A 25875-nucleotide genomic window follows, 5' to 3' on the forward strand; every position below is an offset into this window, starting at 1 on the left:
TTATTGTTTGCTGAAAAATCATTTTCATTTATTGATTAGGATTAAAGAAGATTCTGAAAACCCTTCACAGAGTTTTTCTAACTTTTTCAATGCATATACAAAAGCTTTTAATAAAAGATATGATAGAGTTGGGAGTTTATTTCAGAGACCTTTTAAAAGAATAAAAATAAAGGATGAAAAATATTTAAAATCGTTAATAGTTTATATTCATCTTAATCCAGAAAGTCATAAATTATCTAATGATTTTGAATCATACTCATATTCTTCATATTACAGCCTGATATCATCAAAAATGACAGGTATAGAAAGAATAAAGGTAATTAAACTTTTTAATGATGTTGAAAATTTTAAATTTGTTCACAATCAAAGAAAATTCATAATTGATGAGCGGATGAATGAATTGATTTTTGAATAATCAGTTTACGTATGTAGACCTGTCAGGTTTTAAAAACCTGACAGGTCTGAAAATAGTAATAAGTATAGGACTTATATAACATGATCAAGAACATAGAAAAAGCTACACCACAAGAAATATCAAACCTTCAGAATGAGAAACTTCAGGAATTGATTGCTTTTGTATCACAACATTCACCATATTATAAAAGATTGTTCGCTGCCCGTGGCATTTCAAAATCAGCTATAAAAAAGGTGGAAGACCTTAAAAAACTTCCGATTACTACCAAAGATGATTTACAAGCATATAATGATGATTTTTTGTGTGTATCTAAATCAGAAATTGTGGATTATGTTACAACATCCGGTACTCTAGGAAAGCCAGTGACCTTTGCGCTTACAGAAAAAGACTTGGAACGATTGGGGTATAACGAAGCGATTTCTTTTGAAACCGCAGGAGTAACTAAAACAGATGTAGTTCAGTTAACAACAACTTTGGATCGTAGATTTATGGCAGGTCTCGCATATTTTCTTGGAACCAGAAAACTAGGAGCAGCCATGGTTCGCGTTGGATCGGGTATACCAGAATTACAATGGGATTCTATAGATCGATTTCAATCAACATATTTAGTAGTTGTACCTTCGTTTTTACTGAAACTAATTTCGTACGCAGAAGCTAACGGAATCGATTACAGAAACTCTTCTGTAAAAGCTGCAATATGTATAGGAGAACCTTTAAGAGATCAGGATTTTAATCTAAATACCTTAGGAAACAAGATCAAAGAGAAGTGGGATATTGATTTATATTCTACCTATGCATCTACAGAAATGAGTACAGCATTTACAGAATGTGAAGAGCATCAAGGCGGACATCATCGTCCTGAATTGATCATTACAGAGATTCTGGATGAAAAAGGTGAGCCTGTAGAAGAAGGTAAAGTAGGAGAATTAGCAATTACCACGCTGGGTATTGAAGCAATGCCTTTGTTGCGATATACTACAGGTGATATGGTACAGGCACATAAAGAAACATGTAATTGTGGGAGAACTACAATGCGTTTAAGTCCAGTTTTGGGTAGAAAAAAGCATATGATTAAGTATAAGGGAACTACCTTATATCCGCAAAGTGTGATAGAAGTCTTAACAAGTTTCGAAGGTTTGGGAATGTATGTGATTGAAGTAGTTATTGGTGATCTGGGAACGGATAAGTTATTAATTCATGTGTCTGATTCATTAAGTGCTTTGCAGCAAAAAGAACTAAGAGAGCACTTTAGAGCAAACTTAAGAGTGGTACCGGATTTAGTACTGAATTCTAAAGCGGCATTAAAAGCTAAGAAATTTCCAGAAATGAGCCGTAAACCGATATCTTTTATAGATTCCAGAGAAACTATTCAGAATTCTTAAAAATAGGTTTTTTATTCGTTTGATTTTCAATTAAAAGAGGTGGTTTTCTTTTAAAGTTGTGAATTTATTACAATTTTTTAAGGGAAATTTTAGTTTTTTTTTAAGTAGCTTTAATGAATACTAATTTAAAACCTTTTTATTATGAAAATCAAACATTTTGCACAGGCTATTATGTTTTTAGGACTTTTGTTATTTGTTTCTTGCAACCAAGAAGAAACAGTTAGCGAAACAATCGAACAATCTACAGAAGATCTCTTTGCTAAGAATTGGCAAGAAGCAGATCTCACCAAATTCTTTACGGGCGAAGAAATGAATTACCCTATTTCTAATCAACAGCTAAAAAACGTACTCAATAATAAAGATGTATATCAAGTACGTTTTGTACCAGGAATTTTAAATAATGAATTACAGGTAAAAGTGATAAGTATTGATGCAAAGGGTGTGGTATTGGCAGAAGAATTGGTAAAACAATCCAAAGACTTAGTATTAGAAAATCAATTAGAAGAATTACGCACTACTAATATTAACAAAGAATCTATAGTAGACCCTATAATTTCCAAACATCTACTACCATTTAATAATGCAGCTAATTACCTAAATTCTTGGAAGCAAAAATCAACTTTAGACATTAATGAAGTAACTTCGTATAATGGAATGCGTATCCGTCATTTTGCTATAGAACCAGTAGTTGTGAAGCATATGATAGCGTTAGAATCAGAAGCAATTAATCTGTCTTGGGGAATCAACCCAGAAAATAAGTTGACAACTGTTTTTGTGCCAGTTTTTGATGGTACTATACAAACTAAGACAGGAGGGAGTAAATCAGCATATGATTTTACGAATCCATGTCCTCCATCTTGTGATCCTAATTAAAATTATGGAAGTTTTATAGTTAGGTGTAATGCATCAAGACCTGACAGTACGCCACGGAGTGCTGTCAGGTTTTTTTTATATTGTTTGTAGGATATTATTCCTCTCCCTGGAAGGAGAGGTTAGGTGAGGATGTGCATATTTCAGGAATTTATTTCAGATTACTTATAAATTAGTTCTTTATTTATTTGATTTTCAATTAAAAAGCAGGTTTCTATTTGGGATTGAATAATTTTTTCACATTTCTTTAATGAGATACGTGGTATTTATCCTAAATTTAGCCTAAACTAATTAAAATCAAATACCAAAAGTGAAAATTTGATAGTGATTTTAGTTATGTTTTTATTTACAAACTGTTACTCCATATTTTGTAAGCTATTTAATCATATTATTAATTTAATTCAAAAACAAAATGAATCCTGATTTACAAAACACAATACCTTGCGAAGAAGCTTCAGAATGGACAGCAGCTTGGAGAAAAAAACATCCGAATGCATGTAATGCTTTTTTAGTTCCTGTAGTAGATTTAATAGAAGTACTAAATGAAATGGGCGTGCTTAGTGATAAGGTTGCTGCAAAAGCCCAAGGAGAAGCTTGTATAAAAGGCTTAAAGATAAGAGCGTATGGGGCAGTGGGTTCTGATAGCCCAGAGAAGAAACCTGAAGAAAAACTACTCGTTGTAGGAACCAAGTATAATAGAAAAACAAAAGTTTATCAGGATATCATTAATGAAGAAATTGATGCTGGAGACGTTAAATTAAATTCTTTTGGAGAGCCCGTTGTTAGTAGTGGGATTTATGATTTTACAGAACCATGTCCTCCTAGCTGTGACCCTAACAGTCCACTTAATTAAAGATTTATTACTATAAGAATTTCTATGATCTATTTATTGATTTGAAATTTATTTATAATTTATTACCCTATATTTTGTAAGTCAACTAATTGTAAATTTCACTAATTTAAACCTTAAAAAAAAATGAATCCGGATAACGAAAACACAATCCCAAAAGACACAGGAGTACAATGGACTGCAAACTGGAGATCTCAGCACCCTAATGCAGTAAATGCATTTTTGATACCTGCAGTAGATTTTGTAGAAGTATTAAATGAAATTGGAGTATTAGACGACGCTGCTGCAGCCCAAGCCCAAACGAATGCAAATAATCTTAATTCTAAAGTGAGAGGGTATTTAGCGATTGATGATAATAACACGGAGAAAATGATTTTTGTAGGAACTGAAAATGTTAATGGAGTCGATAGAGATATCATCGATGGTACTATTGATGGTACTACGCCGACTACATTGAAATCATCGGCTTCAGATATTAACACAAGTGGAGTTTTTGATTTTACAGAACCATGTCCGCCTTCTTGTGATCCCAATAGTCCACTGAATTAGAATTTTATTTTGGGAAATAACTATTTTTTGTGGTTTGGCATTGTTACAAGTATATTTTTAATGCTAAACACGTTTTTGTATTTTAAAAGCTTTATCAAGTTTGATAAAGCTTTTAAAATATTTTCGATTTATTTATTACTTATGTGTTTAGTTCAGGTAATATCAATATTTATCGGAAAGGTTTTACATAAACCAAATCTTTTTTTATCACATTTCTATTTTATATTTCAGTTCATTTTTTTGTCATTATTTTATTATGAATTAATAAAGAGTAAGATTATATTATATATGATTTTTCCAATTTTTTCATATTTAGGGTATCAATACATAGATAGTCCCGAAATGTTTTTTAGATATAATGCGGTTGGAATAGCCATAACTCAGATTTTATTAATCGTTTATTCTATGGTTTATTTTTATCATAGTTTGCAAGGTAAAATAGTATTTATAATAGTAAATATTGGTCTTTTTTTGTATTTGATATCAAGTACATTAATTTTTGCTTCGGGAAATTTGATATTTAGTATTAATATTTCAGAATCAATGAACTATATATTGATTAATTTTAAAAGAATATTATATTTTGTTTTCCAAATCTTAATTTTTATTGAATGGAGAAAGAATTACTACAAGAAGATTCACAGATCATAGTGATTATCTTGATTGCTATTTTGGTCTTATTGCTTATGGCAGTGGCATTGGTGCTTTTCTTTTTCTTTTCTCGTAAGAAAATTATCGCTGCAGAACTAGAAAAAGCTACTTTAGAGATTACATATCAAAAAGATCTGTTACATAGTACCATAGAAACACAAGAAGAAGAACGTAAACGGATTGCGCAAGATTTGCACGATGCCATCAGTGCTAAATTGAATGTGGTAAGTCTTAGTGCCAATGTATTAATAGATGGTAAATTAGAAAAAGAAGAGCAGGAGCAAACGTTACAGCATATATTATCAGTTACCACAAAAACCTTAGAGAGTTCTAGAAGATTGGCTCATAATTTGTTACCGCCAATTTTAGAGAATTTTGGACTTAAGGCTGCTATAGAAGAACTTTGTGATGAGTTTATAAGCAGTAAAAAAGTAACAGTAGATTATGATATTATATACAATGATCTATTGTCTAAAAGTAATGAATTGCATATCTTCAGGATTATTCAGGAACTTTTAAATAATTCGGTAAGACACGGTAAAGCCGAAAATGTAGTATTAAAAATAAATGATGATCATGAACAACTAACTATTAAATATTCGGATAATGGAACAGGGTTCGACGTAGAATCTGTAAATAAAAAGAAGGGAATAGGACTCAGAAATATTGAAAGTAGGGTAGATATACTCGATGGGAAGCTTTCATATCATAGTGAGATCGGTAATGGAGCAACCTTTAATATTAGCACTAAAAAACCTCAACCATGAAAAAAAACATTATAAAACTAGCTATTGCCGATGACGAAACATTATTCAGACAAGGAATTACTTTTATTCTTGATAAAGAGAGTAATATAGAGATTTGCATTCAGGCAGAGAATGGTAATGATTTGATAAAGCAATTAAATCTTACAAGGGATTTACCGGAAGTTATTTTAATGGATCTTAAAATGCCTGATCTAAATGGAGTAGAAACCACTAAGATCATCAAGAAAAAATTTCCGGAAATCAAAATCATAGCGTTAACAAGTTATTACAGTAAGCCATTTATACTTAATATGATGCAACAAGGTTCTGTGGCATATCTTGCTAAAAATGCTACACCGACAGAAGTTATAAATACCATAAATCAAGTAGCGATAAAGGGATTTTACTATGACGATAATGTCATGAGTATTTTGGAAGAAGCTTCCTTGAAAATAAACAAGCAAACTAGAGACGATGAATATTTAACCAAACGAGAGCGAGAGGTTCTTAAATTAATTTGCGAGCAAAAAACTACTACAGAAATCGCAGAACAATTATTTATAAGCCCTAGAACGGTGGAAGGCCATCGTAATAATTTATTGGTAAAAACCGGTTCTAAAAACATCGCTGGTTTAGTTATACACGCGATAGAAAATCAAATTTTCGTTCGTAATGCAGAACTATAAATCTAAGAATATGATCATCTCGTGCAGATGGAACTCGATAATTTTTATAAACTAAAAAGATACGATTGGGCTAAACTTTTACACTTTTTTACAGACTAAAATTGTTTTCTCATCATTGCAGTTGGTGGTGAAAAATAAATAGATATCACCACCATCTTTAATTTTGAATTTTTTACGAATTTCAGAAACAGCTATTGGAAAATTACGGGTAGTAATATTTGCTTTGACAAACTTTTCCCTTTTTAGGATTTGTTTTTGATAAGGTAATACAGAAATTACCTCAAAGCTTCTACCCGGAAATTCAATTTTGTGATCAGCAGTATAGAGATGCGAATGCTGATGGAGTTTTTCTAATCTAAAGGCATTTGTGATGCTATGAAAAGCTCCTGCTTTTAGTATAGCAGCATTCGGTTCGTAGATATATTTTTTAGGTAAGGATAGTTCGGACAGGATATTTTTTTCTTCTTTAAGTAAAAAAGAGAAGGCCTTTGTTTTGTCCTTTACAATATTAACGGCTTTAATAATAGTATCGTTTTGGATGTCTTTTTCTAATATCCATAACAATTCTTTTACTTCATTATTAACTGCAACTACGTGAATTTCTTTTACAAATTGTAACGATTTCAATCCAGAATGAATATCCAGTAATGGAGAAGTTTTAATTAGAATATGCTTGCTTTTAGAAAATAATAAGTCTAAGTTTTTGGGCACATCTGGCAGGCAATCTTCTAAGAAAAAGACTTTACCTTTACTATCGTGTCTTCTGGAAGGATCTATATAAATCCAGTCAACCGTGTCCAAGTTATCTAAAATATTTAATCCATCTCCAATGTGAGTTTCAATAGTGTTAGCATCAAGAATCCGAAAGTTATGCGATGCAATCTCACTCAACTCAGCATTCAGTTCGCAATGAATAATGCGTTTTATTTTTTTAGAAAAATAATAATCATCTATCCCAAAACCCCCAGTAAGATCCACCAATGTATCTCCAGAAATTAGGTCGCTTTTGTACAATGCTGTAGTTACAGATGAAGTTTGTTCTAAGTTTAAAGTAGGTGGGTAATAGATACCTTTTGTTTGGTGCCAAAGAGGTAATTTATTTTTAGCTTTAATTCTTCCATTAATCTGTTGAGCCAATTCCTGAATATTAATATGTTGAAAAGGACTACCGGCTAGTATTAACTTTGCTAAATCTACGTTATCGTCAGATTTCTTAAAGATGTATTCTTGAACCTTTGTATGTAGGATATCAGTATTCAATTGTTACAACTCCTTAGTCAATTGCTTTACAATCTTATACTCAGATAAAAATTCTTTTGCAATAACCTTAATAGCGGTATAAAATGGAACTGCTACAATCAATCCTCCAATTCCGAATAATGCTCCGAAAATAAGTATTGCAAGAAAAATTTCTAAAGGATGAGATTTCACACTATTTCCAAAAATTAGAGGCTGATTCAGGAAATTATCGATCAGTTGAATGACAATGTATCCTATTAAAATATAAGTTAATTTTGGTAAAATCACGGATTGAAAATCGTATCCTAAATTACTAGTTGTAGCTAATATCAACACCAAAGTTCCTCCAAATAGTGGACCCACATAAGGGATTAAATTAAAAATAGCGGCAATTAACGCTACGGCAATGGCATTATGGACTCCGAAAATTAAGAATAAAATAGTATACAAGACAAATAGAATTAGTACCTGAAGTAGCAAACCCACAAAGTAACGAGACAATAAATCTTTGATTTTATTAAAAGCTCTCATAAAACGGGTCTCATCCTCATTTTTGGCAAAAACCATTAAACTCTTTTCTAATAATTTACTGTCTTTTAATAGGAAGAATGAAATGAATAAGACTGAGAAGAGTCCTATAAGTAATGCTCCAAAACCACTTAAAAAAGTATTGATGGCATTAGGTATCGCTTTTAGGTCAAAAAATTGCATCAGATCCGTTTGCTTGATGAGTTCTATAAAGTTTAGTTTCTCGACATTAAAATAGTCACTGATCTCCTGGTTTAAACGATCCAGATCATCACCAACTTCATTAATATCGATAGCTCCTATCAATTGTCCTTGTTCAGTAACAATCGGAACGAATAATAGAAATAAACTAAGGAACAGTCCTATAGTAATAAATAAAGCAAATACTACTGCTATTGTATTGTTAAATTTTAGTCTTTTTTTTAAGAATAGAACTAGTGGTCTTCCCATTAAAGAAATCACTGCGGCAAAAGTGATGTATAGTAAAATGGACTGTATTTTGTATAAGAACCAAAGAAGCACTAGAATACCAACAATGATTGCTATTGCTCTTAGGATACCATAAGCGATTGTTTTTGAATTCATCTTTAAGAAATATTTTTTGATAACTGTTTTGTAATCTCATAGAGTGCAATTCCGGTCGCAGTTGCCACATTCATACTACTATTAGTGCCATACATATTTATGTGAATACTGTTTGTTACTTTAGTTAGTACTTCTTCAGAAACCCCTAAGCTTTCTTCTCCAATAATAAGCGCAATTTTATCTTTAGGTGGAAAAATATGATCCGAAATGGGAATGCTATTTTCGGTAATTTCTAATCCGATGATTTTATATCCTTCGGATTTTAGTTTGTCAATAACCGGTATAATATGATTTTCTTGTATATAGGGAATCATTTCCTGAGTGGATCTGGCGGTACGTTGCATTCGTTTACTAATGACTGTGATATCTTCTCCACAAAAATAAATTCGTTCGATACCAAAACTATCAGCAATCCTAAAAATACTACCAATATTTGCTGGTGAATTAACACGATCACAAATAAGCGTAATAGGAAACTGTTTTTTGGTAAAACCAGTAACCTCATGATGTAGTTGTGTTGCCATCTAATTAATTTTCAAAAGCATATTTAATAATATTGGCTCCCATTTTTAATGCTTTTTGACGAACTTCTTCTGAGTCATTATGGATTTCAGGGTTTTCCCAACCATCACCTAAATCACTTTCAAAAGTGAATAACAATACCAGCCTTCCTTCATGAGTAATTCCTAAAGCTTGTGGACGCGCTCCATCGTGCTCATGTATTTTAGGCAATCCTTGTGGGAATTTGTATTTGGACGAAAAAATGGGGTGAGATGCAGGGAGTTCTGTCAATTCTTTATCAGGAAATATCTTCACCAGTTCTTTTCTAATGTATGGTTCCATTCCATAATTATCATCGATATGTAAAAAACCGCCACTTAAGAGGTAGTTTTGTAAGTTCTCTGCATCTTGTTCTGTGAAAAACACATTACCATGACCTGTCATATGAATGTATGGATATTGAAAAATATCAACACTCTCTGGTTTTACAGTCTTGGGTTTAGGGCTCATTGCGGTACGTATATTTTGGTTACAAAATCGGATTAGATTAGGTAATGCAGTAGGATTACTATACCAATCGCCGCCACCATTGTATTGTAATACTGCGATATCCTGACAGAATACTGCTCCAGAAAATAACAAGAGGCAAATAAAACTTGTAAGCTTTGTGATCATCATCGTCTAAATAATAGATTCTAAAAGTACTAAAATAAACGAGATGATAAGAAACCTTTTGATACTATTAACGGTCACTATTTCGGGATTAGTTAACGCTCAGGGCAATAACAATACAATTGTGATAATGGAACTGTTTACATCACAAGGATGCAGTAGTTGTCCTCCAGCGGATGAATTATTAGATGCTATTAATAAGAGATATGAAAAAGAAAATGTATTTGTCTTATCTTATCACGTAGATTATTGGAATCGATTAGGTTGGAAAGATCCTTTTAGTGCCGAAGCGTTTAGTGATTACCAAAGAGATTATGCCTTACAGTTTAAAAGTAGATCTATTTATACCCCTCAATTAGTAATCAATGGTAGTGAACATTTTACAGGATCTAATAAGACTAAAGCATTGACTGCTATCCGTAATTATTCGAAATCCAAAGCAACCAATACAATTAAGCTTAATAAAGTAAACAAAGAAAATGATAAGATTACTATACAATATGCTGTGGAAGGTTCAACATTTGATCAAATCACTTTTGCGCTAGTTGTATCGAAACGAAGCACAAAAATAGGTAGAGGAGAGAATCGAGACAGAACTCTAAAGAATGCTAATATTGTAGCCAATCGCTTAGTTAAAAAAGACATATCAGAATCAGTTACCTTATCCATTCCTAATTGGATTGATGAAGGTGATAAATTATCAATTATAGCTTATACACAAGAAGCTAATCTACAAACTACTGGAGCAATTAGGCTACCTATCTGATTTTGTATTAATAACGAATTTCAAAACCATGAAAATAGATGAAGAAGTAGTGGTTTGCGATCTTGTTCATGGTATTAGGGCTTGTTTGACCCCAAATCAGAAAGTAATTTGCTGAAGATGCACAATATAATTAATTCTCCTTCTAAATTTAAGCGTGACCATAAAGGTAACGCATTGCATTGCAACTCCTTTCAGTCGAACTGTGAGATTTCCATTGGAATCCCTCACGCGAAAAAAAGAGTCAAATTTCAAAACCAAAGAGAAATCTGTCGCACACTCTTTTCCGTTGGTTAAATCAACAAAAGAAGGTTGATCGCTTTATAGAGAATAATAGCTTGTTATCTGGTTCGCTTGACATATATTTAAGATAAGTAAACATAAGAAACATCATGATAGAATTTAGATCTCTCAATAATTTATCAGTTCACTTAGATCGTCTTATAAAAGGTCGTTTGTGGTTTAAAGTAGTTATCGGTCTTGTACTAGGAGCAGGATTAGGAGTATTACTTAATCCATCTACCGGTTTGTTTTCTGAAGAAATTAGTTTGAGATTAGCGGATTGGCTTGATTTACCAGGACAAATTTTTATGCGTTTGGTTCAAATGATCATGATCCCTTTGATATTTACATCAATCCTTACGGGAATAGTAAGTAACACATCCGATAATCTGAAATCTTTTGGCCTTCGATTATTACTGTATTTTATTTTTACTACTGCTGTTGCTATAGTGATAGGTCTAATTGTTACACTAATTTTCAAACCTGGTCAATATATTTTTAGGCTTGGTGGATTTCCAAATAGCAATGAGAGTCAAAATGGATCTATTGAAGAAACTAAGCTTATTGAGAATGTACCCAATGCAATATCAAACCTTATACCTAATAATCCGCTTGAGTCTATTTTGACGGGAGAGATGTTGGGTGTTGTGATTTTTACGATTCTAATAGGTGTGGCCATTACTCAACTTCGTGACGAGACAGCAAGACCTATCATCCGTTTTTCAGAAGCCATTCAAAAAATTTGTATGATCGTAGTTTCTTGGGCTATGATGTTGGTACCTTATGCCGTATTTGGTTTAATTGCAGCGTTGTTATCCAGAACTGGTGTTGCAATTTTCCTTGGTTTGGGTTTCTATATGGGCGTGGTTATTTTTGGGCTTATTTTATTAATGTTATTCTATTTAGTACTGGTTTGGGCAATCACTAAGAAAAGTCCATCGAAGTTCTTGCAGGCGATTAGGGAACCACAGTTATTGGCTTTTTCTACTGCTAGTTCTGCAGCGGTAATGCCTTTATCGATGAAAACAGCAGATGAGAAATTGGGAGTATCCTCTAATATTAGCGATTTTGTGATCCCAGTTGGGGCAACAATTAATATGGATGGAACAGCATTGTTTCAATGTGTGACAACTTTATTTATGGCACAAGCTTATGGGATTGAATTATCCATAATGAGCTTACTGTTAATCACATTCACGGTTGTAGCTGCTTCTATAGGAACACCTGCTATTCCTGGAGGTGGAGTTATTATTCTTGCATCGGTTCTACAAAGCACTGGAATTCCAATAGATGGCCTTATTGTTATTATTGGCATAGACCGAATACTAGGAATGTTTAGAACTTCAGTTAATGTAACAGGAGATCTTACTGCCTGCTTAATTTTTAACAAGTTTTACGGAGTTACATCAAAGGATAACTCTACTATATAAATCTAAAAAAAAGAGTAATATTTTATTTTTTTGAAATGCATATGTCTAAATTGATGTTATTCATTTTTATCAATACATTACAATGTTGAAATTTAGTATTAAATGATTAAAAAATATTCAAAATAATTAACTGAGACAGAAAGCAGAAAATTTTATTATTATAAATGATAGATTAGTCACTAATTAACCATAAATCCTTCATTCATGATAGCTTACATAAATCATATCGTTTTACTCATATTTGTTATCTTTAGCATAGTATGATAACAATCAATCACATTCACATAAATCACTCATCATGGCAAAAAAACGTAGTTGGAAATTTTGGACCTCAAGAACTGTATTACTCATTTTGGTATTGGGATTACTTTGGTTAGTAAACCTAATTTGGTTTAAACCGTTTAGCATCAATCATTTTTATGATAAAGTATTTTTAGAGTTAGCGTTAGATAGCCCAGAACTTACTACATCCATGGGTATTCCTGTGATTTATGATTGGTCTAAGGATGAATTAGATGATATCTCTGATGCGAAACAATGGGAAACTTTTAATAAAATGAAAGAGGATTATGAGACCTTAAAAAGTTATGATTTTGAAGGTCAATCAGAAGAAAATAAATTAAACACTAAGATATTAGGATTCTATCTGGAAGGTTTAATGGAAGGAGAACGTTTTTTCTACCACGATTATCCGGTAAACCAGATGGGGGGTATACAAAGTTCATTACCTAGTCTTATGGAAAATGCGCATAAACTTAGGGATAAAAGTGACGCAGAGGCTTATGTAACGCGTTTATCAAAATTTGATATTAAGTTTAATCAGTTAATTGAAAACTTAAAATTAGGAGAGGGTAAAGGAATCATTCCACCTAGGTTCGTTATCGATCGCGTATTAGATGAAATGAATGGTTTTATTGGAGAAAAAAAGTCGAGCATAGATACCGTTGTGAATACACAGAAAAAAGTATCTTCTGTGAAATCAAATATTTTGTATGTCAATTTTGAATCTAAAATTGATAAATTAGAAGAGCTATCTCAGGAAGAAAAGGATGCTCTTAAAAAACAAGTAGAAGAAGAAATAGAAACCACGGTTTTTGGATCTTATAAAAAACTAATTACATATTTCGAACAACTTAAAGGTAAGGCTACCGCGGATGATGGAGTATGGAAATTGCCTGATGGAGATGCCTTTTATCGTTATCAGTTAAAACAGCGTACTACTACAGATTTAGATCCTGAAGAAGTACATCAAATAGGGATATCTGAAGTGGCTAGAATAAAAAGTGAAATGAAAGCAATTCTTTCTGCAGAAGGGTATGCTGATTCTACAAAAACGTTAGGAGCTATTATTCAGGAATTAAATAAAGAAGAACGTTTTCTTTTTCCTAATAATGATGAAGGAAGACAAATGGTTATTGATGAGTATGATCGTATACTATCAGAAATTAGTGCAGGTCTGGACGATGCTTTTGATATACGACCAAAAGCAGGTTTAGAGGTGAAACGCGTTCCTGAATTTAAAGAAGAAGGATCAGCAGGAGCATATTACAATAGACCGGCAATGGATGGCTCGCGAGGAGGTGTTTTTTATGCAAACCTTAGAAATGTACACGAATCCGTAAAATTTGGGATGAAAACATTAGCATATCATGAAGGAGTACCAGGTCACCATTTTCAAATTGCCATTCAATCTGAGTTGGAAGGAGTTCCGATTTTCAGAACAATAGGGCTTTTTACATCCTATATAGAAGGTTGGGCGCTGTACTCAGAGCAATTAGCTTGGGAGTTAGGTTTTTATAAAAACGACCCTTTTGGAAATCTTGGTAGATTACAAGCAGAGATGTTCAGAGCTGTAAGGTTGGTTGTAGATACTGGTATTCATCATAAAAAATGGACGCGTCAGCAAGCGATTGATTATATGGTTGAGAATACCGGAATGACTACAACAGAAGTTACTACAGAAATAGAACGATATATCGTTTGGCCAGGACAAGCATGTGCTTATAAAATAGGGATGCTAAAAATATTAGAGCTTAGAGAAAAGGCAAAACAAAAGCTTGGTGATCGTTTTGATTTGAGAGAATTTCATAATGCAGTTTTAAAAAATGGAGCTGTTCCTTTGGATATTCTTGAGGAAATTATTGATGCTTATATTGATCAAACATTGGCAAATAGTGAAAGCTAATACAGTATGAAATATAACATTGATAACGTTGATAAAACAGAGTATCCAGAGATTGTAGATGTTTGGGAAGCTTCGGTTAGAGCTACTCATCATTTTTTAAAGGAAGAAGAGATACTATATTTCAAACCATTGATTTTAAACCAGTATCTAAATGCCGTGGAGTTAAGATGTATTAGGAATGTACACGCAAATATTGTTGGTTTTGTTGGAGTGGCAGAACAGAATTTAGAAATGCTTTTTATTCATCCTGAGTATCGAGGAATGAGAATAGGTAAAACACTATTGCAATATTCAATTAATGAAATGGACGTAACCAAAGTAGATGTAAATGAACAGAATGGACAGGCAGTCGGATTTTATGAGCATTCAGGATTTAAGACGGAGAGGCGTTCTGAATTAGATGCTTCCGGAAAACCGTATCCAATTTTGCATATGGAATTACAAAAATAAATAAGGAATATGAATCTAGAGGAAAATAAGAAGAACGCGATTGCTTTTTATAAAATGGCTTATGAAGGAAGCCCTAAAGAAGCTGTAGAAAGGTACCTTGGTAACGAGTATATACAGCATAATCCAGATGTAGCAGACGGTACGGAAGGTTTTATATCTTATTTTGAAAGGATGCAAAAAGAATATGCAGATAAATCTATTGAGTTTGTACGATGTATTGCTGAAGGAAATTTAGTAGCACTTCATACACATCAGACTTGGCCGGATAATGATGAATATGTTACGATGGATTTTTTCCGATTTGACGAGCATGGAAAGATATGTGAGCATTGGGATGCGATTCAGCAGATACCAAAAAAATCTGCTAACCCTAATACAATGTATTAAAGGTTCTGAATTTATTAGTGTATTCAGTTAGAGAATAATAAATAAAAGATATAATTTGATACAATACCTTGAGTTTTCTGATTTGGATGATCATCTTTTGAAACAATATAGAAGTGCTATAAATAAGGCGTTTCCGAAGGTTATCTTGCACTCTCAAGTCATTAAAGATTACTGGGATAAGCTAGAGAAATATTTTCCTCATACCCAACTTTTTATAGTAGATGAGTATAGAAATCTCATAGGTTTTATGAATGCAATACCGATATACTATGATTTACCATTAACTGAATTACCGGATGAAGGATGGGATTGGCTTGTAAAAAAAGGAATAGAAGATTTTGAAAATAAGATAACACCAAATAGTTTAGGAGGGTTACAGATTGTAGTTATTAAGGAGTATCAAGGCCAAGGATATAGTAAGTTGTTAATTTCTAGGGGTAAACATGCTAAAGAAAATTTGGGGTTTAAGAATTTTATAATCCCTATAAGACCTATTTTAAAGCATACATATCCTGAGATGAAGATGGAGGATTATATAGATTTAAAGGAGCATGATAAGATCTTTGACCCTTGGATTAGAACACATGTAGATAGTGGTGCTCAGGTTATTAAAGTTTGCGAAAATTCTATGAATGTTACGGGTGATGTTCATTTCTGGGAACAATTGCTTCATAAAAAAATAACGGAGTCTGGTAGTTATGAAATAAAAGGAGCTTTGAATTTAGTATCAATAGACATAGAGAATAATTACGGAGAATACGAGGAAGAAAATATTTGGATTCATTATGGGTAATAGCTAAAATCAATTCATATAATTAAATAGTTGTTTTAATACCCATAAATAAAAAGAGCATTATCATTTTGATAATGCTCTTTTTATATTTTTTAATGTATTATAACTTATTGGATTACTAATCTTTTAGAAGCGGATGTACCATCATCTTGATCTAATTTTAGAATATAAATCCCAGTGTTAAGATTTGAAACATTTAAACTATTATTACTCAAAGTCTGGGAAATAACTTGTTTTCCTAGCATATCAAATACGTTAACAGTAACTACTGTATTCGATTTTGGGGTAATATTTACAAAACCTGTATTTGTTGGATTAGGAAATACGTTGAAGTTTTCAGATTCTTCATCAAAAGAGTCAACTGATAGAATACCAGCATTATCATTAACAGCACCTGGTGTTCCTAAATCACCGCTACCAAACGCTGAGGTAGCTGTAGCCCAATTAGTACCATCATCATTAGCGATACTGTTTAAAGCATTTATGGTTAACTCCATACTTGCTCCTGTTGGATCTGGAAAAGTAGCTCCATTATCCCAAATAACCTGATCTATAATAGTTGAACTACACTCGATAATAAGGCCATCAGTACTATTTCCTAAAGAAATATCATTTGCATAAGTGTAATCAGGAGTAATTCCTCCATTAGGTGTTGCAGCATTTGCTATAACCACATATCCCATAGGAGGCACAATTACAGATGATGCTATTACATGAATCTCAGTAGTAGAAGTCTCATCTTTAATAATCCAACTTTGTATATCTATAGGGCTTCCTGTGGTATTGTATAACTCAAAGTACTCTCCGTTAGGATCGTTTCCAGCTGCATCTGGATTTTGCATAATTTCTGTTATAATAATATCTCCAACATTTGAACAAACGGGAGTCTGATACACAATACCAGTTAATGCTACAGTTTGATTAGCAGGACCAGTTGTTGATACAGTAATATCACCAGCGTATGAATTAGCTGCCAATCCAGAAGCTAATCTTATAAAAACTTCTGTGCTATTAACTGTTCCCATAGTTGGTGAGATTGCTACTGAGGATCCAAAGCCAGTTCCTGTCGTAAGTGATACTTCGTAATTAGCAGGAGCCATTACAGTAATATCACTAGTAAGAAATAGACCTTCTATATTAAAGCTATCCTCGGCAGAAGGACCAGCTCCAAAAAAATATGAAAAATCACCTATAAATCCTGAAATTGTAAATTGAGGATCATCAGGCGAAACTGTTCCACTTAAGGCTACTGTTTGATTAGTTGCTCCAGCAGATGATACGGTAACATCTCCAGCATAGGAGTTTGAGGTTAAACTAGCCGCCAAACGCACATATATGGTTGTGGTAGCTACTGTTCCCATACTTGGAGTAACAGCAACTGAAGAACCAAAACCTGTTCCTGTTGTTAAGGATACTTCAAAATTGGCAGGTGCAGTTACAGTAAGATCAGCCGCAAGGTTTGTTCCAGAAACCGTAAATGTATCTTCAGAAGAAGGGCCATTGTTTTCAAAATAATCTAAACCAGAAACAGCGCCACTCACAGAGATTGTTGGAGTACCCATAGCAGATTCTACAAAAGCAGTAGTGTCTAAAGGTAAAATAGCTTCTCCATCTGCGGAATTTGTAGTCCAATTTGCTGGGTTACCAATTAGAGGAAGATAATTAGCAAATAAAGTTTCAGAATTTCTGGATCCGTTATATTCACCACCATCAGGGCTCCCAGAAGCAGTAAAAGTAATAAAAGTACTACCATCCGTTAATCCAGAACCAGTTAAATCTCCTTGATTATTGGTTTCATTTTGTATACCAGCTAAAAAAGTTGTAGGAGTATTTTCATCTGTTCCAATATAAGCAAATAATGCATCTCCGTTACCAGAAAGATTAACTGTACCTGACCCAACTTGGGTAATCGTTCCTATAGAAGCACCATATAAAGCGTTTCCATCACTGTCAGTATCAGTGAAAACAACAATGGTTCCTGCTGCGATAACAGAAGCAGGTGTTACCCACTGAATATTTCCTTCATTAGAATCAACAAATCCTCCCATTCCATCAAGTTCATCATCAGAAAAGTAAATGGTGGAATTAGCAGCAATATCAGCTAATGCTACGATAGCAAAATCATCATCTCCATCGGCATTAAACCCTACAAAAGCGATGTCTCCAGTAGTTTGCCCAAAAGAAGCAAATGAGAATACGATAGTAAAAAGTAAAAAATAAAGTTTTTTCATAATAGTAATTATAATTGAGTGAAATAGTTTTGCAATATACAAAGAAATTAATATGGTAAAACCATAGCTAATAGTAAATTATCATTCTTAATCATAAGTTAACAGTAGTATCCTAATAACACATTTTAATTAACAGATGCTATAAATCTATAAATACTAAGGAACCACCTTAAAAACAATTAATTGATTCAGTTGAGGGAAAAAAGCATTGAAATTATTATCCGAAATCACAACCAGAGATTTAGTGCCATCTGCCAATATAGGTCCAAATGTAATTCCTTCTATATTATCAACTGTGTTATTCGTCAATTGACTACGGATACTATCAAATTCAAACAACAGTGTCTTGGTTGCTTTAGTATAGGTCGTATTAGCGAGAGATGTTGTATTTAGAGTGTTTGTAGCATTTGTAACGTCTACTTTATATATTTTAACAGTATTACCACCATCCAGATAACCGGAAGAGAAAGAACGTTCTATAGTAAGGAATTTGTTGTTATCATATTCCAAAATTTCTACAAGACCATTTATAGTAAATGTAGTTCCTAAAGCGGGTTCACGATCTACTCGATCTAGTTCGTATGCAAATTGACGTTCTGCTAGTCCAGTAATTTTATTGATACGCGTGATACGCACTGGTGATTCTGTATCTGCGATTGTGGGTTCTGGTCCGTCTTCAATTAATGGAAGCTCCGTACCTATCCAATAAGCATTCGTGTCAAAGCTGATGGATAGAGATTCTAAGGTACCATTATGCCTAGGACCAGATAAATCATCTGTAGTATTTGCAGCTAAGTTATCTGGAAGTGTATAGTTTTGTAATTGTACTCCATTGGTTCCAATTTCTAACAAAGCAGGATCGACACCATTAACAATAGAACCTTCACTAGAATATATTATGTTTCCAGTGTTTGCATCAAATCGAATCGCTTCTGGATCCATTTGATTTTCAGTAAAAGAATTACCCATAGCATCTTTGATCTCTACCATCGAAGTAATAGCTGCATTAGTAAAACGATCTTGATTGTATGAAATGTTTGCAGTGTAATAACGAATAGGGTTAGATCCATCACTTATAATATACCAGGTATTGTTTTTATAATCGATACCAGAGAAACCACCTATTGGCACTCCATCAATATTTTGATCTAGAATAACAAAATCATCGATAAATTCAAGAGTACTAATAGTATTAACAGTTGTTATTGGTGGTTCCGGTTCAGTGGCGGTATTATCATTTGAAGAACAACTAGCAAAAAATATAATAACACATATGAAATAGGTTGTTTTTGCTGTCATGTCTTCAGGATTAGTGAGATTATAAAGATACTATTTTATCTCATTATGAGTTTAGAAAAGCAACACTATGCGCTGCAACGATAGCGGCGGTTTCTGTGCGCAGTCTGGTTTCTCCTAAAGTGATTGGCGTATAGCCTATATCTAGAGCTTCTGAAATTTCATTGTTAGAAAAATCTCCCTCTGGACCAATTAGCAAAGTAGTAGCGCTTTTTATATTCAGGATATCTTTTAGTGACTGTTTTTTAGTTTCTTCACAATGGGCAATTAATAGTTGATCTTTATTTTCCTTTTGTATAAATTCAGCAAATGAAATTGCTGGATTCAATTTTGGTAAATAACATTGTAAAGATTGTTTCATAGCACTTTGTATAATACGTTCAAAACGCTCAGGTTTTATTACCTTCCGTTCACTATGATCACATAGTATGGGAGTGATTTGATCAATACCAATTTCCGTAGCTTTTTCTAAAAACCACTCATAGCGATCATTCATTTTTGTAGGAGCAACTGCAAGGTGTAATTTATAATCTTTGGGAGTCTGAAACTCTTTGTGTTCTAGATGTATTATACATTTGTTTGGGCTCGAAAAAGTAATGATTCCTGTAGCTAATAACCCTAACCCATTTGTAATTTGCAATGTGTCATCTTCCTTTTTTCGTAATACCTTAGAGATATGTTTACTTTCTTCTCTTGAGAATTCAAACTCACCAGTAGTTTCCGTGATGTTTTTACTATAGAATAATTGCATGATTTAGTTGATGGTTTTTGGTTTCAAGTTTTAGAGCTTTTATCTTTAAACTGTATGTTATGAACTGCATACGTTGTACCTATTACTCTATGCTATATTCAAAACTTAATTCGGGATTTAGCCACAACACTCATATCGGTAAAATCTTTTTTGAGATATTTTAAATATCCAACGATCCCAATCATTGCTGCATTATCAGTTGTATATTCAAACTTAGGTATAAAAGTCTTCCATCCATACTTTTGCTCACCTTCCTTAAGAGCTTTTCGGATTCCTGAGTTGGCAGAAACTCCACCACCAATTGCAATAGTTTTTATTCCAGTTTCTTTAGAAGCTTTTTTCAACTTGTCAATAAGAATATTAATAATTGTATATTGAATAGAAGCACATATGTCTTCTAGATTTTCTTGTATGAAGGTTGGATTTTCTTTTACCTGTTTTTGAATAAAATATAATACAGCTGTTTTGAATCCACTAAAACTGAAATTTAATCCATCTACACGTGGTTTAGTAAATGGAAATGCTTTAGGGTTTCCAGATTGAGCGTGTTTATCAATTAAAGGTCCACCAGGATACTGTAGTCCTAATATTTTGGCACTTTTATCAAAAGCTTCTCCAACAGCATCATCAATAGTTTCACCAATAACTTCCATATCGAAATGGTCATTAACTTTTACAATTTGGGTATGGCCACCGCTTATCGTTAAAGCTAGGAAAGGAAAATCCGGTTTGTCGAATTCATCTTCATCTATAAAATGTGCCAGAATGTGAGCTTGCATATGATTCACATCAATAAGAGGAATGTTTAAGGCTAGTGATAATGATTTTGCAAATGACGTGCCTACTAATAAAGATCCCATTAAACCAGGACCTCTGGTAAAGGCAATAGCGCTTAGATCAGATTTGTTAATATTAGCTTGTTTTATGGCTTGATCAATTACAGGAACAATGTTTTGCTGGTGCGCTCTGGAAGCTAATTCTGGAACAACACCGCCATATTGTTCATGAATTTTTTGTGTAGCAACAACATTTGATAATACACTACCGTTGCATAATATAGAGGCAGATGTATCATCACAAGAAGATTCAATACCTAAGATGTATATATTTTGTGAGCTCATTATGAGGAAAAGGGCATAGAAATTGTTAATATTGTCAGCAAAGTTAAAACAATAAAACGTATCAAAAAATTCGGGAAAATATTGAAAAGGGTATTGCTTACCCTTATCTCGCTATTTATACTACTAGTGGTACTGTTTTCTATTCCTGCAGTTCAAACATTTTTTGGTAGAAAAATCACAAATTATCTAAACGATGAATATGGAGTAGATATTAATGTGGGTAGAGTAGGATTAACCTATTCTGGTGATGTTAATCTTAAAGAGATTTTTGTAAAAGATCATCATAAGGATACCTTGGTATATGCAAAAAGTATTACAACTTCAATTCTTAATATTCGAGAAATTTCAAAAGGTCAACCAGAACTAGGAGATGTTGCCATAAATGATCTGACATTTAGAATGAAAATGTACAAGGATGAGAGTAGTGATAACCTAATGACTTTTATACGAAAATTTAATACAGGTAAAACAGTTACTTCGACTACTAAATTTCTATTAACCACTGGTAATGTTACTATGGAGAATAGTAAGTATAGTTATATAGATGAAAACCTTAATTCTCCAAGAATTGTTGTATTAAGAGATGTTACCCTAGATGCTGAAAGCTTAAAAGTAGATGGTGAAGATTTTTATATTACCACCAATCTACTATCATTCAAAGATCATAGAGGCCTCAATGTTTCTAATCTTAAAACTGGTTTTTCGATTACACCTACAGAAATGAAATTTCGTGAGTTGTTAATAGAAACGGTTGATTCTAAAATTGAAGGCGAAATTGTATTTTCATATGAGCGAGGAGGACTTGTAGATTTCGAAAACAGTGTAAATATTAATGCAGATTTCGGAAGAGCTACAATTTCAACGAATGATTTGATACCTTTTTATAAAGAATTTGGAAGAGATGAAGATTTGTTACTTAAGAACACCATAGTAAAAGGTACTCTTAATGATTTTGAAATATTAAACTCGGATATTTCTGGACTAGATAGGTCTGTTATTCAGGGAGATATAAGAATAAGAAATGCTGTTACAAATGCGTCTAAATTTAGATTAGATGGTGATTTGAAAAATTTGACTACAAATTACTACGATCTCGTTAATCTGTTACCAGGAATTTTGGGTGAATCATTACCAAAACAATTATATCAATTAGGAAGTGTCAAAGGTGTAGGTACTGCTATTGTAACAACCAAAGATGTTGACGTAGATATGGATTTCTTTTCTCAATTGGGAAAAATCAGTGCTTTCGTTTTATTGGGGGATTTAGATAATGTCAAAAAAGCAATATATAACGGTAATGTGATTTCTGATAATTTTAATGTCGGACAATTATTAGGGAAACCAAGATTAGGAAATGCGAATTTTGATATACACGTAGATGGAAGTGGTTTTACTTTAGAAAATCTAAATACTAAATTAGAAGGAGACATTAGAAAGCTAGAGTTTAATGGGTACTCTTATACAAACCTTAAAGTAATAGGAAATCTAAAAGACCCTGTTTTTGATGGAAAATTGGTTTCGGATGATCCTAATGTAAAATTTAGTTTCAATGGAGTAGCTGATTTATCAGAAGAAATCAATAACTATGATTTTACGGCAAATGTGGATCATATAGATTTAAATAAGCTAAATATTCTAACTAGAGATAGTATATCTGTTTTTAATGGTGATGTGATAATGAAAATGAAAGGAACTGGCGTTAATGATGCTTTTGGTACCATTTCTTTTGAAAAAACCTTGTACAAAAACCAAAATGCAAGTTACTACTTTGATGATTTTGAGATCAATTCTAGTTTTGATAGTCAAAATGTAAGAACCATTACAATGAACAGTCCTGATATCATTGAAGGGAGTGTAAAAGGTGTTTTTAGATTTGAGAACGTATATGATCTGTTTCGTAATTCTATAGGTAGTTTATACACTAATTTTGAACCTACCGAGATAACAGATAATGAATTCATGGAATTCAATTTTAGGATTTACAATAAAATTGTAGACGTGTTTTTTCCTGAAATCCAGTTTGCCCCTAATACATTTATTAAAGGGAAAGTAGAGAGTAACGATTCTGAATTTAAGCTTACATTCAAATCTCCATCCATCAGAGCATTCGATAACCTAATGAAAAAGGTAGATATTCAAGTGGATAATAAAAACCCATTATTTAATACCTACGTAGCAATAGATAGTATAGATTCCAAATATTATGATGTATCTAAGTTTAGTCTGATTAATGTAACGTTGAATGATACCTTGTTTATGCGATCAGAATTTAAAGGAGGTAAAAACAATGTAGATAATTATAACTTAGAGTTTTATCATACTATTAATGAAGATAATAATTCTGTATTAGGATTTAAGAAATCAGATTTTACTTTTAAAGGGTATACCTGGTATGCTAATCCTAATAAAAGTAAGAGTAACAATAAGATTATTTTTGATAATAATTTTCAGAACGTAGATATCCGATCTATTCTATTGAGTCATCAAAATGAACAGATAAGTGTTTCTGGTATTGTGGAAGGAAAAAATAATAAAGATATTAAGGCAACCTTCAAAGATGTAGATCTAAACAAAATTACTCCGTATATAGAAAATCTAAAATTGTCTGGAGTAGTAGATGGAGATCTTTCGGTATTTCAGGATAAAGGTGTCTATTTCCCTAGTTCTACTGTCGTCATTAACGATTTAACGATAAATGATTCAGAGTTAGGTGAGCTTAGACTAAATGCTTCGGGTAATGAGTCGCTGACGCAGTATAAGGTAAATACCAGATTATTGAATAAGGATAATTTAAAAACACTTTCGGCAATTGGATCTATAGATGTATCCGATAATAATCCTGATATGGATATTGATGTGAATTTGGATCAGCTTAATATGTCTGGATTTAGTGAATTAGGAGGGATTGTAATATCAGATCTTAGAGGATTTGTTTCAGGAAATGCTAAAGTGACCGGTAATTATGTGAACCCATCTATTGATGGAGTTTTTACACTTAATGAAGCAGGCTTAAAAGTTCCATATCTAAATGTAGATCTTGATTTTGATGAAGGTTCTAGAATTGTCCTTAATGAGCAACGTTTTAATTTTGATGACGTAGATATAACAGATACAAAGTATAAAACCAGAGGTGTTTTAGGAGGATATATTGGTCATCAACGTTTTTCCAAATGGGAGTTGGGTCTTAAATTAACTGCCAGTGAAAGGTTGTTAGTCCTTGATACTCAGGAAGATGAAGAATCTTTGTATTATGGAACAGGTTTCATAAGCGGAGATGCAACGATCGAAGGTCCTACGGATGGTCTAGTGATTAATGTAAATGCCACAACTGAAGAAGGAACAGAATTTAAAATTCCTTTAAACGAATCCGAATCAATAGGAGATAATTCATATATACATTTTTTGACGCCGGAAGAAAAACAAGCACGACTTGATGGTAAAGAAATTGTTTTAAAGGATATAAAAGGGTTGGAACTTAATTTTGATCTTGATGTAAATGATAATGCTTTAGTAGAGGTTGTCGTGGATAAGAAAACAGGTAGCTCTCTAAAGGGTCGAGGAGCCGGAACACTACTTATTGAGATTAATACGAACGGAAAATTTAATATGTGGGGTGATTTTGTGGCGTATGAGGGGAGCTATAATTTTAGATATGGTGCTTTGGTAGGTAAAGACTTTACAGTTAGATCTGGAGGAAGTATAAACTGGGATGGAAGTCCAACTAGAGCAAAGCTTAATCTTAGCGCAGTATATAAAACGGAAGCTAATCCAGCAGTGTTATTAGAGAATGCCACTATTAATCGAAAAATACCAGTTGAGGTAGTAGTTGATCTAAATGGTGAATTAATACAACCTGATCTTAATTTTAATATAGAATTACCAAATTTGAGCTCTGTGGCCAAAAGTGAGTTAGAATATCAACTAGAAGATCAGGCAACAAAAGAACTTCAGGCATTATCATTAGTTACTCAAGGACAATTTTATAGCGGAAACTTAGATCCAACTTTTATTACAGGGAATCTAGTTGAACGTGCTGCAGGATTAGTAAATGGTATATTCTCTGGGGATGATGATAAATTTAGAGTTGGTGTAAACTATGTTCAAGGTAATAGAAATGTTGATCAGGAAGCTGCTGACCAGTTTGGAGTAACAGTGTCTACGCAGATCAATAATAAAATATTGATTAATGGACGAGTAGGAGTTCCAATAGGAGGTGTCAGCGAATCTGTGGTAACGGGAGATGTTGAAGTAGAATACCTTTTTAATGAAGACGGAACTTTAAAAGGAAAGATTTTTAATCGTCAGAATGAGATTCAATATATAGGAGAATCCCAAGGATATAAGCAGGGGCTTGGGCTATCATACTCTGTCGATTTTAATAATTTTGGCGAACTTTGGGATAAAGTTTTTAAATCTAAAAAGGTTAATGACACGTTGGTTGTAAAAGCAAAAGATACTTCCAAAATAGAGAAACCAGAATTTCTTAATTTTACAGAAAAGAATAAGTAACTT

The 25875-nt window shown here is 32.8% G+C and carries 22 protein-coding genes; 14 read left to right on the forward strand and 8 right to left on the reverse strand.

Annotation, left to right across the window (positions count from 1 at the left end; translation table 11 throughout):
* Positions 1-31 precede the first annotated feature (31 nt).
* From Q0975_RS17775 to Q0975_RS17805, 7 genes are all read left to right on the forward strand, one after another.
* Entirely contained in the window at positions 32-415 is a 384-nt protein-coding gene (locus Q0975_RS17775) for a hypothetical protein (RefSeq protein WP_299439117.1), read from the forward strand.
* A gap of 80 nt (positions 416-495) precedes the next feature.
* Positions 496-1797 carry an AMP-binding protein gene (locus Q0975_RS17780; RefSeq protein ID WP_299439119.1) on the forward strand — a complete coding sequence of 434 codons (1302 nt, stop codon included), beginning with the start codon at positions 496-498 and terminating at the stop codon, positions 1795-1797.
* A gap of 141 nt (positions 1798-1938) precedes the next feature.
* Complete coding sequence (locus Q0975_RS17785; RefSeq protein WP_299439121.1) at positions 1939-2670, forward strand: hypothetical protein; 732 nt, start codon at positions 1939-1941, stop codon at positions 2668-2670.
* Between the two features lie 409 nt (positions 2671-3079).
* Positions 3080-3520 carry a hypothetical protein gene (locus Q0975_RS17790; RefSeq protein WP_299439123.1) on the forward strand — a complete coding sequence of 147 codons (441 nt, stop codon included), beginning with the start codon at positions 3080-3082 and terminating at the stop codon, positions 3518-3520.
* Between the two features lie 123 nt (positions 3521-3643).
* Positions 3644-4066: a hypothetical protein gene (locus Q0975_RS17795; RefSeq protein WP_299439125.1), complete on the forward strand. Its 423-nt coding sequence runs from the start codon at positions 3644-3646 to the stop codon at positions 4064-4066.
* A 611-nt stretch (positions 4067-4677) separates the two neighbouring features.
* A complete protein-coding gene (locus Q0975_RS17800; protein WP_299439127.1) occupies positions 4678-5484 on the forward strand; it encodes a sensor histidine kinase in 807 nt (268 codons plus the stop codon).
* On the forward strand, positions 5481-6149 hold the full coding sequence (locus Q0975_RS17805; RefSeq protein WP_299439129.1) for a response regulator transcription factor: 669 nt from the start codon (positions 5481-5483) through the stop codon (positions 6147-6149). Before Q0975_RS17800 ends, Q0975_RS17805 begins: the two co-directional genes overlap by 4 nt.
* A 78-nt stretch (positions 6150-6227) precedes the next feature.
* Here Q0975_RS17805 and Q0975_RS17810 read toward each other — a convergent pair whose 3' ends face one another.
* From Q0975_RS17810 to Q0975_RS17825, 4 genes are read right to left on the reverse strand one after another with little or no spacing between them, the layout of a single operon-like run.
* Positions 6228-7409: a class I SAM-dependent methyltransferase gene (locus Q0975_RS17810; protein ID WP_299439131.1), complete on the reverse strand. Its 1182-nt coding sequence runs from the start codon at positions 7407-7409 to the stop codon at positions 6228-6230.
* Between the two features lie 3 nt (positions 7410-7412).
* A complete protein-coding gene (locus Q0975_RS17815) occupies positions 7413-8501 on the reverse strand; it encodes an AI-2E family transporter (protein ID WP_299439133.1) in 1089 nt (362 codons plus the stop codon).
* Positions 8502-8503: 2 nt separating this feature from the next.
* The gene (locus tag Q0975_RS17820) at positions 8504-9025 is read right to left on the reverse strand and encodes a TrmH family RNA methyltransferase (RefSeq protein WP_299439135.1); all 522 of its coding nucleotides are present in this window, start codon (positions 9023-9025) and stop codon (positions 8504-8506) included.
* Between the two features lie 4 nt (positions 9026-9029).
* Positions 9030-9677 carry a DUF4159 domain-containing protein gene (locus Q0975_RS17825; protein WP_299439571.1) on the reverse strand — a complete coding sequence of 216 codons (648 nt, stop codon included), beginning with the start codon at positions 9675-9677 and terminating at the stop codon, positions 9030-9032.
* 43 nt (positions 9678-9720) lie between these two features.
* Between Q0975_RS17825 and Q0975_RS17830 the strand changes: the two genes are divergently transcribed.
* From Q0975_RS17830 to Q0975_RS17855, 6 genes are all read left to right on the forward strand, one after another.
* On the forward strand, positions 9721-10440 hold the full coding sequence (locus Q0975_RS17830; protein WP_299439137.1) for a thioredoxin family protein: 720 nt from the start codon (positions 9721-9723) through the stop codon (positions 10438-10440).
* 389 nt (positions 10441-10829) lie between these two features.
* The gene (locus Q0975_RS17835) at positions 10830-12149 is read left to right on the forward strand and encodes a dicarboxylate/amino acid:cation symporter (RefSeq protein ID WP_299439139.1); all 1320 of its coding nucleotides are present in this window, start codon (positions 10830-10832) and stop codon (positions 12147-12149) included.
* A gap of 298 nt (positions 12150-12447) precedes the next feature.
* Positions 12448-14334 (forward strand): DUF885 family protein, encoded by a 1887-nt coding sequence (locus tag Q0975_RS17840; RefSeq protein WP_299439141.1) that lies wholly within the window; start codon positions 12448-12450, stop codon positions 14332-14334.
* Between the two features lie 6 nt (positions 14335-14340).
* The gene (locus tag Q0975_RS17845; protein WP_299439143.1) at positions 14341-14784 is read left to right on the forward strand and encodes a GNAT family N-acetyltransferase; all 444 of its coding nucleotides are present in this window, start codon (positions 14341-14343) and stop codon (positions 14782-14784) included.
* 9 nt (positions 14785-14793) lie between these two features.
* Entirely contained in the window at positions 14794-15171 is a 378-nt protein-coding gene (locus Q0975_RS17850; protein WP_299439145.1) for a nuclear transport factor 2 family protein, read from the forward strand.
* A gap of 55 nt (positions 15172-15226) precedes the next feature.
* On the forward strand, positions 15227-15964 hold the full coding sequence (locus Q0975_RS17855) for an N-acetyltransferase (RefSeq protein WP_299439147.1): 738 nt from the start codon (positions 15227-15229) through the stop codon (positions 15962-15964).
* 107 nt (positions 15965-16071) lie between these two features.
* Here Q0975_RS17855 and Q0975_RS17860 read toward each other — a convergent pair whose 3' ends face one another.
* From Q0975_RS17860 to tsaD, 4 genes are all read right to left on the reverse strand, one after another.
* Positions 16072-18195 carry a lamin tail domain-containing protein gene (locus tag Q0975_RS17860; protein ID WP_299439149.1) on the reverse strand — a complete coding sequence of 708 codons (2124 nt, stop codon included), beginning with the start codon at positions 18193-18195 and terminating at the stop codon, positions 16072-16074.
* 156 nt (positions 18196-18351) lie between these two features.
* Positions 18352-19494 (reverse strand): esterase-like activity of phytase family protein, encoded by a 1143-nt coding sequence (locus Q0975_RS17865; protein ID WP_299439151.1) that lies wholly within the window; start codon positions 19492-19494, stop codon positions 18352-18354.
* Between the two features lie 43 nt (positions 19495-19537).
* On the reverse strand, positions 19538-20242 hold the full coding sequence (locus Q0975_RS17870; protein ID WP_299439152.1) for a 16S rRNA (uracil(1498)-N(3))-methyltransferase: 705 nt from the start codon (positions 20240-20242) through the stop codon (positions 19538-19540).
* A 98-nt stretch (positions 20243-20340) separates the two neighbouring features.
* Positions 20341-21363, reverse strand: a complete 1023-nt coding sequence (gene tsaD / locus Q0975_RS17875; RefSeq protein ID WP_299439154.1) for a tRNA (adenosine(37)-N6)-threonylcarbamoyltransferase complex transferase subunit TsaD — start codon at positions 21361-21363, stop codon at positions 20341-20343.
* An 81-nt stretch (positions 21364-21444) separates the two neighbouring features.
* On the opposite strand from tsaD, the gene Q0975_RS17880 reads away from it, so the two are divergent.
* A complete protein-coding gene (locus Q0975_RS17880) occupies positions 21445-25872 on the forward strand; it encodes a translocation/assembly module TamB domain-containing protein (protein WP_299439156.1) in 4428 nt (1475 codons plus the stop codon).
* Positions 25873-25875: the final 3 nt, after the last annotated feature.

The organism is uncultured Aquimarina sp., from assembly GCF_947500065.1.
GTDB lineage: Bacteria > Bacteroidota > Bacteroidia > Flavobacteriales > Flavobacteriaceae > Aquimarina.

Excerpts from the sequence above, each read along its gene's own strand:
- Q0975_RS17870 (WP_299439152.1), bottom strand. The coding sequence starts at position 20,242 with ATGCAATTATTCTATAGTAAAAACATCACGGAAACTACTGGTGAGTTT.
- Q0975_RS17840 (WP_299439141.1), top strand. The coding sequence starts at position 12,448 with ATGGCAAAAAAACGTAGTTGGAAATTTTGGACCTCAAGAACTGTATTA.
- Q0975_RS17805 (WP_299439129.1), top strand. The coding sequence starts at position 5,481 with ATGAAAAAAAACATTATAAAACTAGCTATTGCCGATGACGAAACATTA.
- Q0975_RS17785 (WP_299439121.1), top strand. The coding sequence starts at position 1,939 with ATGAAAATCAAACATTTTGCACAGGCTATTATGTTTTTAGGACTTTTG.
- Q0975_RS17860 (WP_299439149.1), bottom strand. The coding sequence starts at position 18,195 with ATGAAAAAACTTTATTTTTTACTTTTTACTATCGTATTCTCATTTGCT.
- Q0975_RS17830 (WP_299439137.1), top strand. The coding sequence starts at position 9,721 with ATGATAAGAAACCTTTTGATACTATTAACGGTCACTATTTCGGGATTA.
- Q0975_RS17790 (WP_299439123.1), top strand. The coding sequence starts at position 3,080 with ATGAATCCTGATTTACAAAACACAATACCTTGCGAAGAAGCTTCAGAA.
- Q0975_RS17850 (WP_299439145.1), top strand. The coding sequence starts at position 14,794 with ATGAATCTAGAGGAAAATAAGAAGAACGCGATTGCTTTTTATAAAATG.
- Q0975_RS17800 (WP_299439127.1), top strand. The coding sequence starts at position 4,678 with ATGGAGAAAGAATTACTACAAGAAGATTCACAGATCATAGTGATTATC.
- Q0975_RS17795 (WP_299439125.1), top strand. The coding sequence starts at position 3,644 with ATGAATCCGGATAACGAAAACACAATCCCAAAAGACACAGGAGTACAA.
- Q0975_RS17835 (WP_299439139.1), top strand. The coding sequence starts at position 10,830 with ATGATAGAATTTAGATCTCTCAATAATTTATCAGTTCACTTAGATCGT.
- Q0975_RS17820 (WP_299439135.1), bottom strand. The coding sequence starts at position 9,025 with ATGGCAACACAACTACATCATGAGGTTACTGGTTTTACCAAAAAACAG.
- Q0975_RS17815 (WP_299439133.1), bottom strand. The coding sequence starts at position 8,501 with ATGAATTCAAAAACAATCGCTTATGGTATCCTAAGAGCAATAGCAATC.
- Q0975_RS17845 (WP_299439143.1), top strand. The coding sequence starts at position 14,341 with ATGAAATATAACATTGATAACGTTGATAAAACAGAGTATCCAGAGATT.
- Q0975_RS17825 (WP_299439571.1), bottom strand. The coding sequence starts at position 9,677 with ATGATCACAAAGCTTACAAGTTTTATTTGCCTCTTGTTATTTTCTGGA.
- Q0975_RS17780 (WP_299439119.1), top strand. The coding sequence starts at position 496 with ATGATCAAGAACATAGAAAAAGCTACACCACAAGAAATATCAAACCTT.
- Q0975_RS17865 (WP_299439151.1), bottom strand. The coding sequence starts at position 19,494 with ATGACAGCAAAAACAACCTATTTCATATGTGTTATTATATTTTTTGCT.
- tsaD (WP_299439154.1), bottom strand. The coding sequence starts at position 21,363 with ATGAGCTCACAAAATATATACATCTTAGGTATTGAATCTTCTTGTGAT.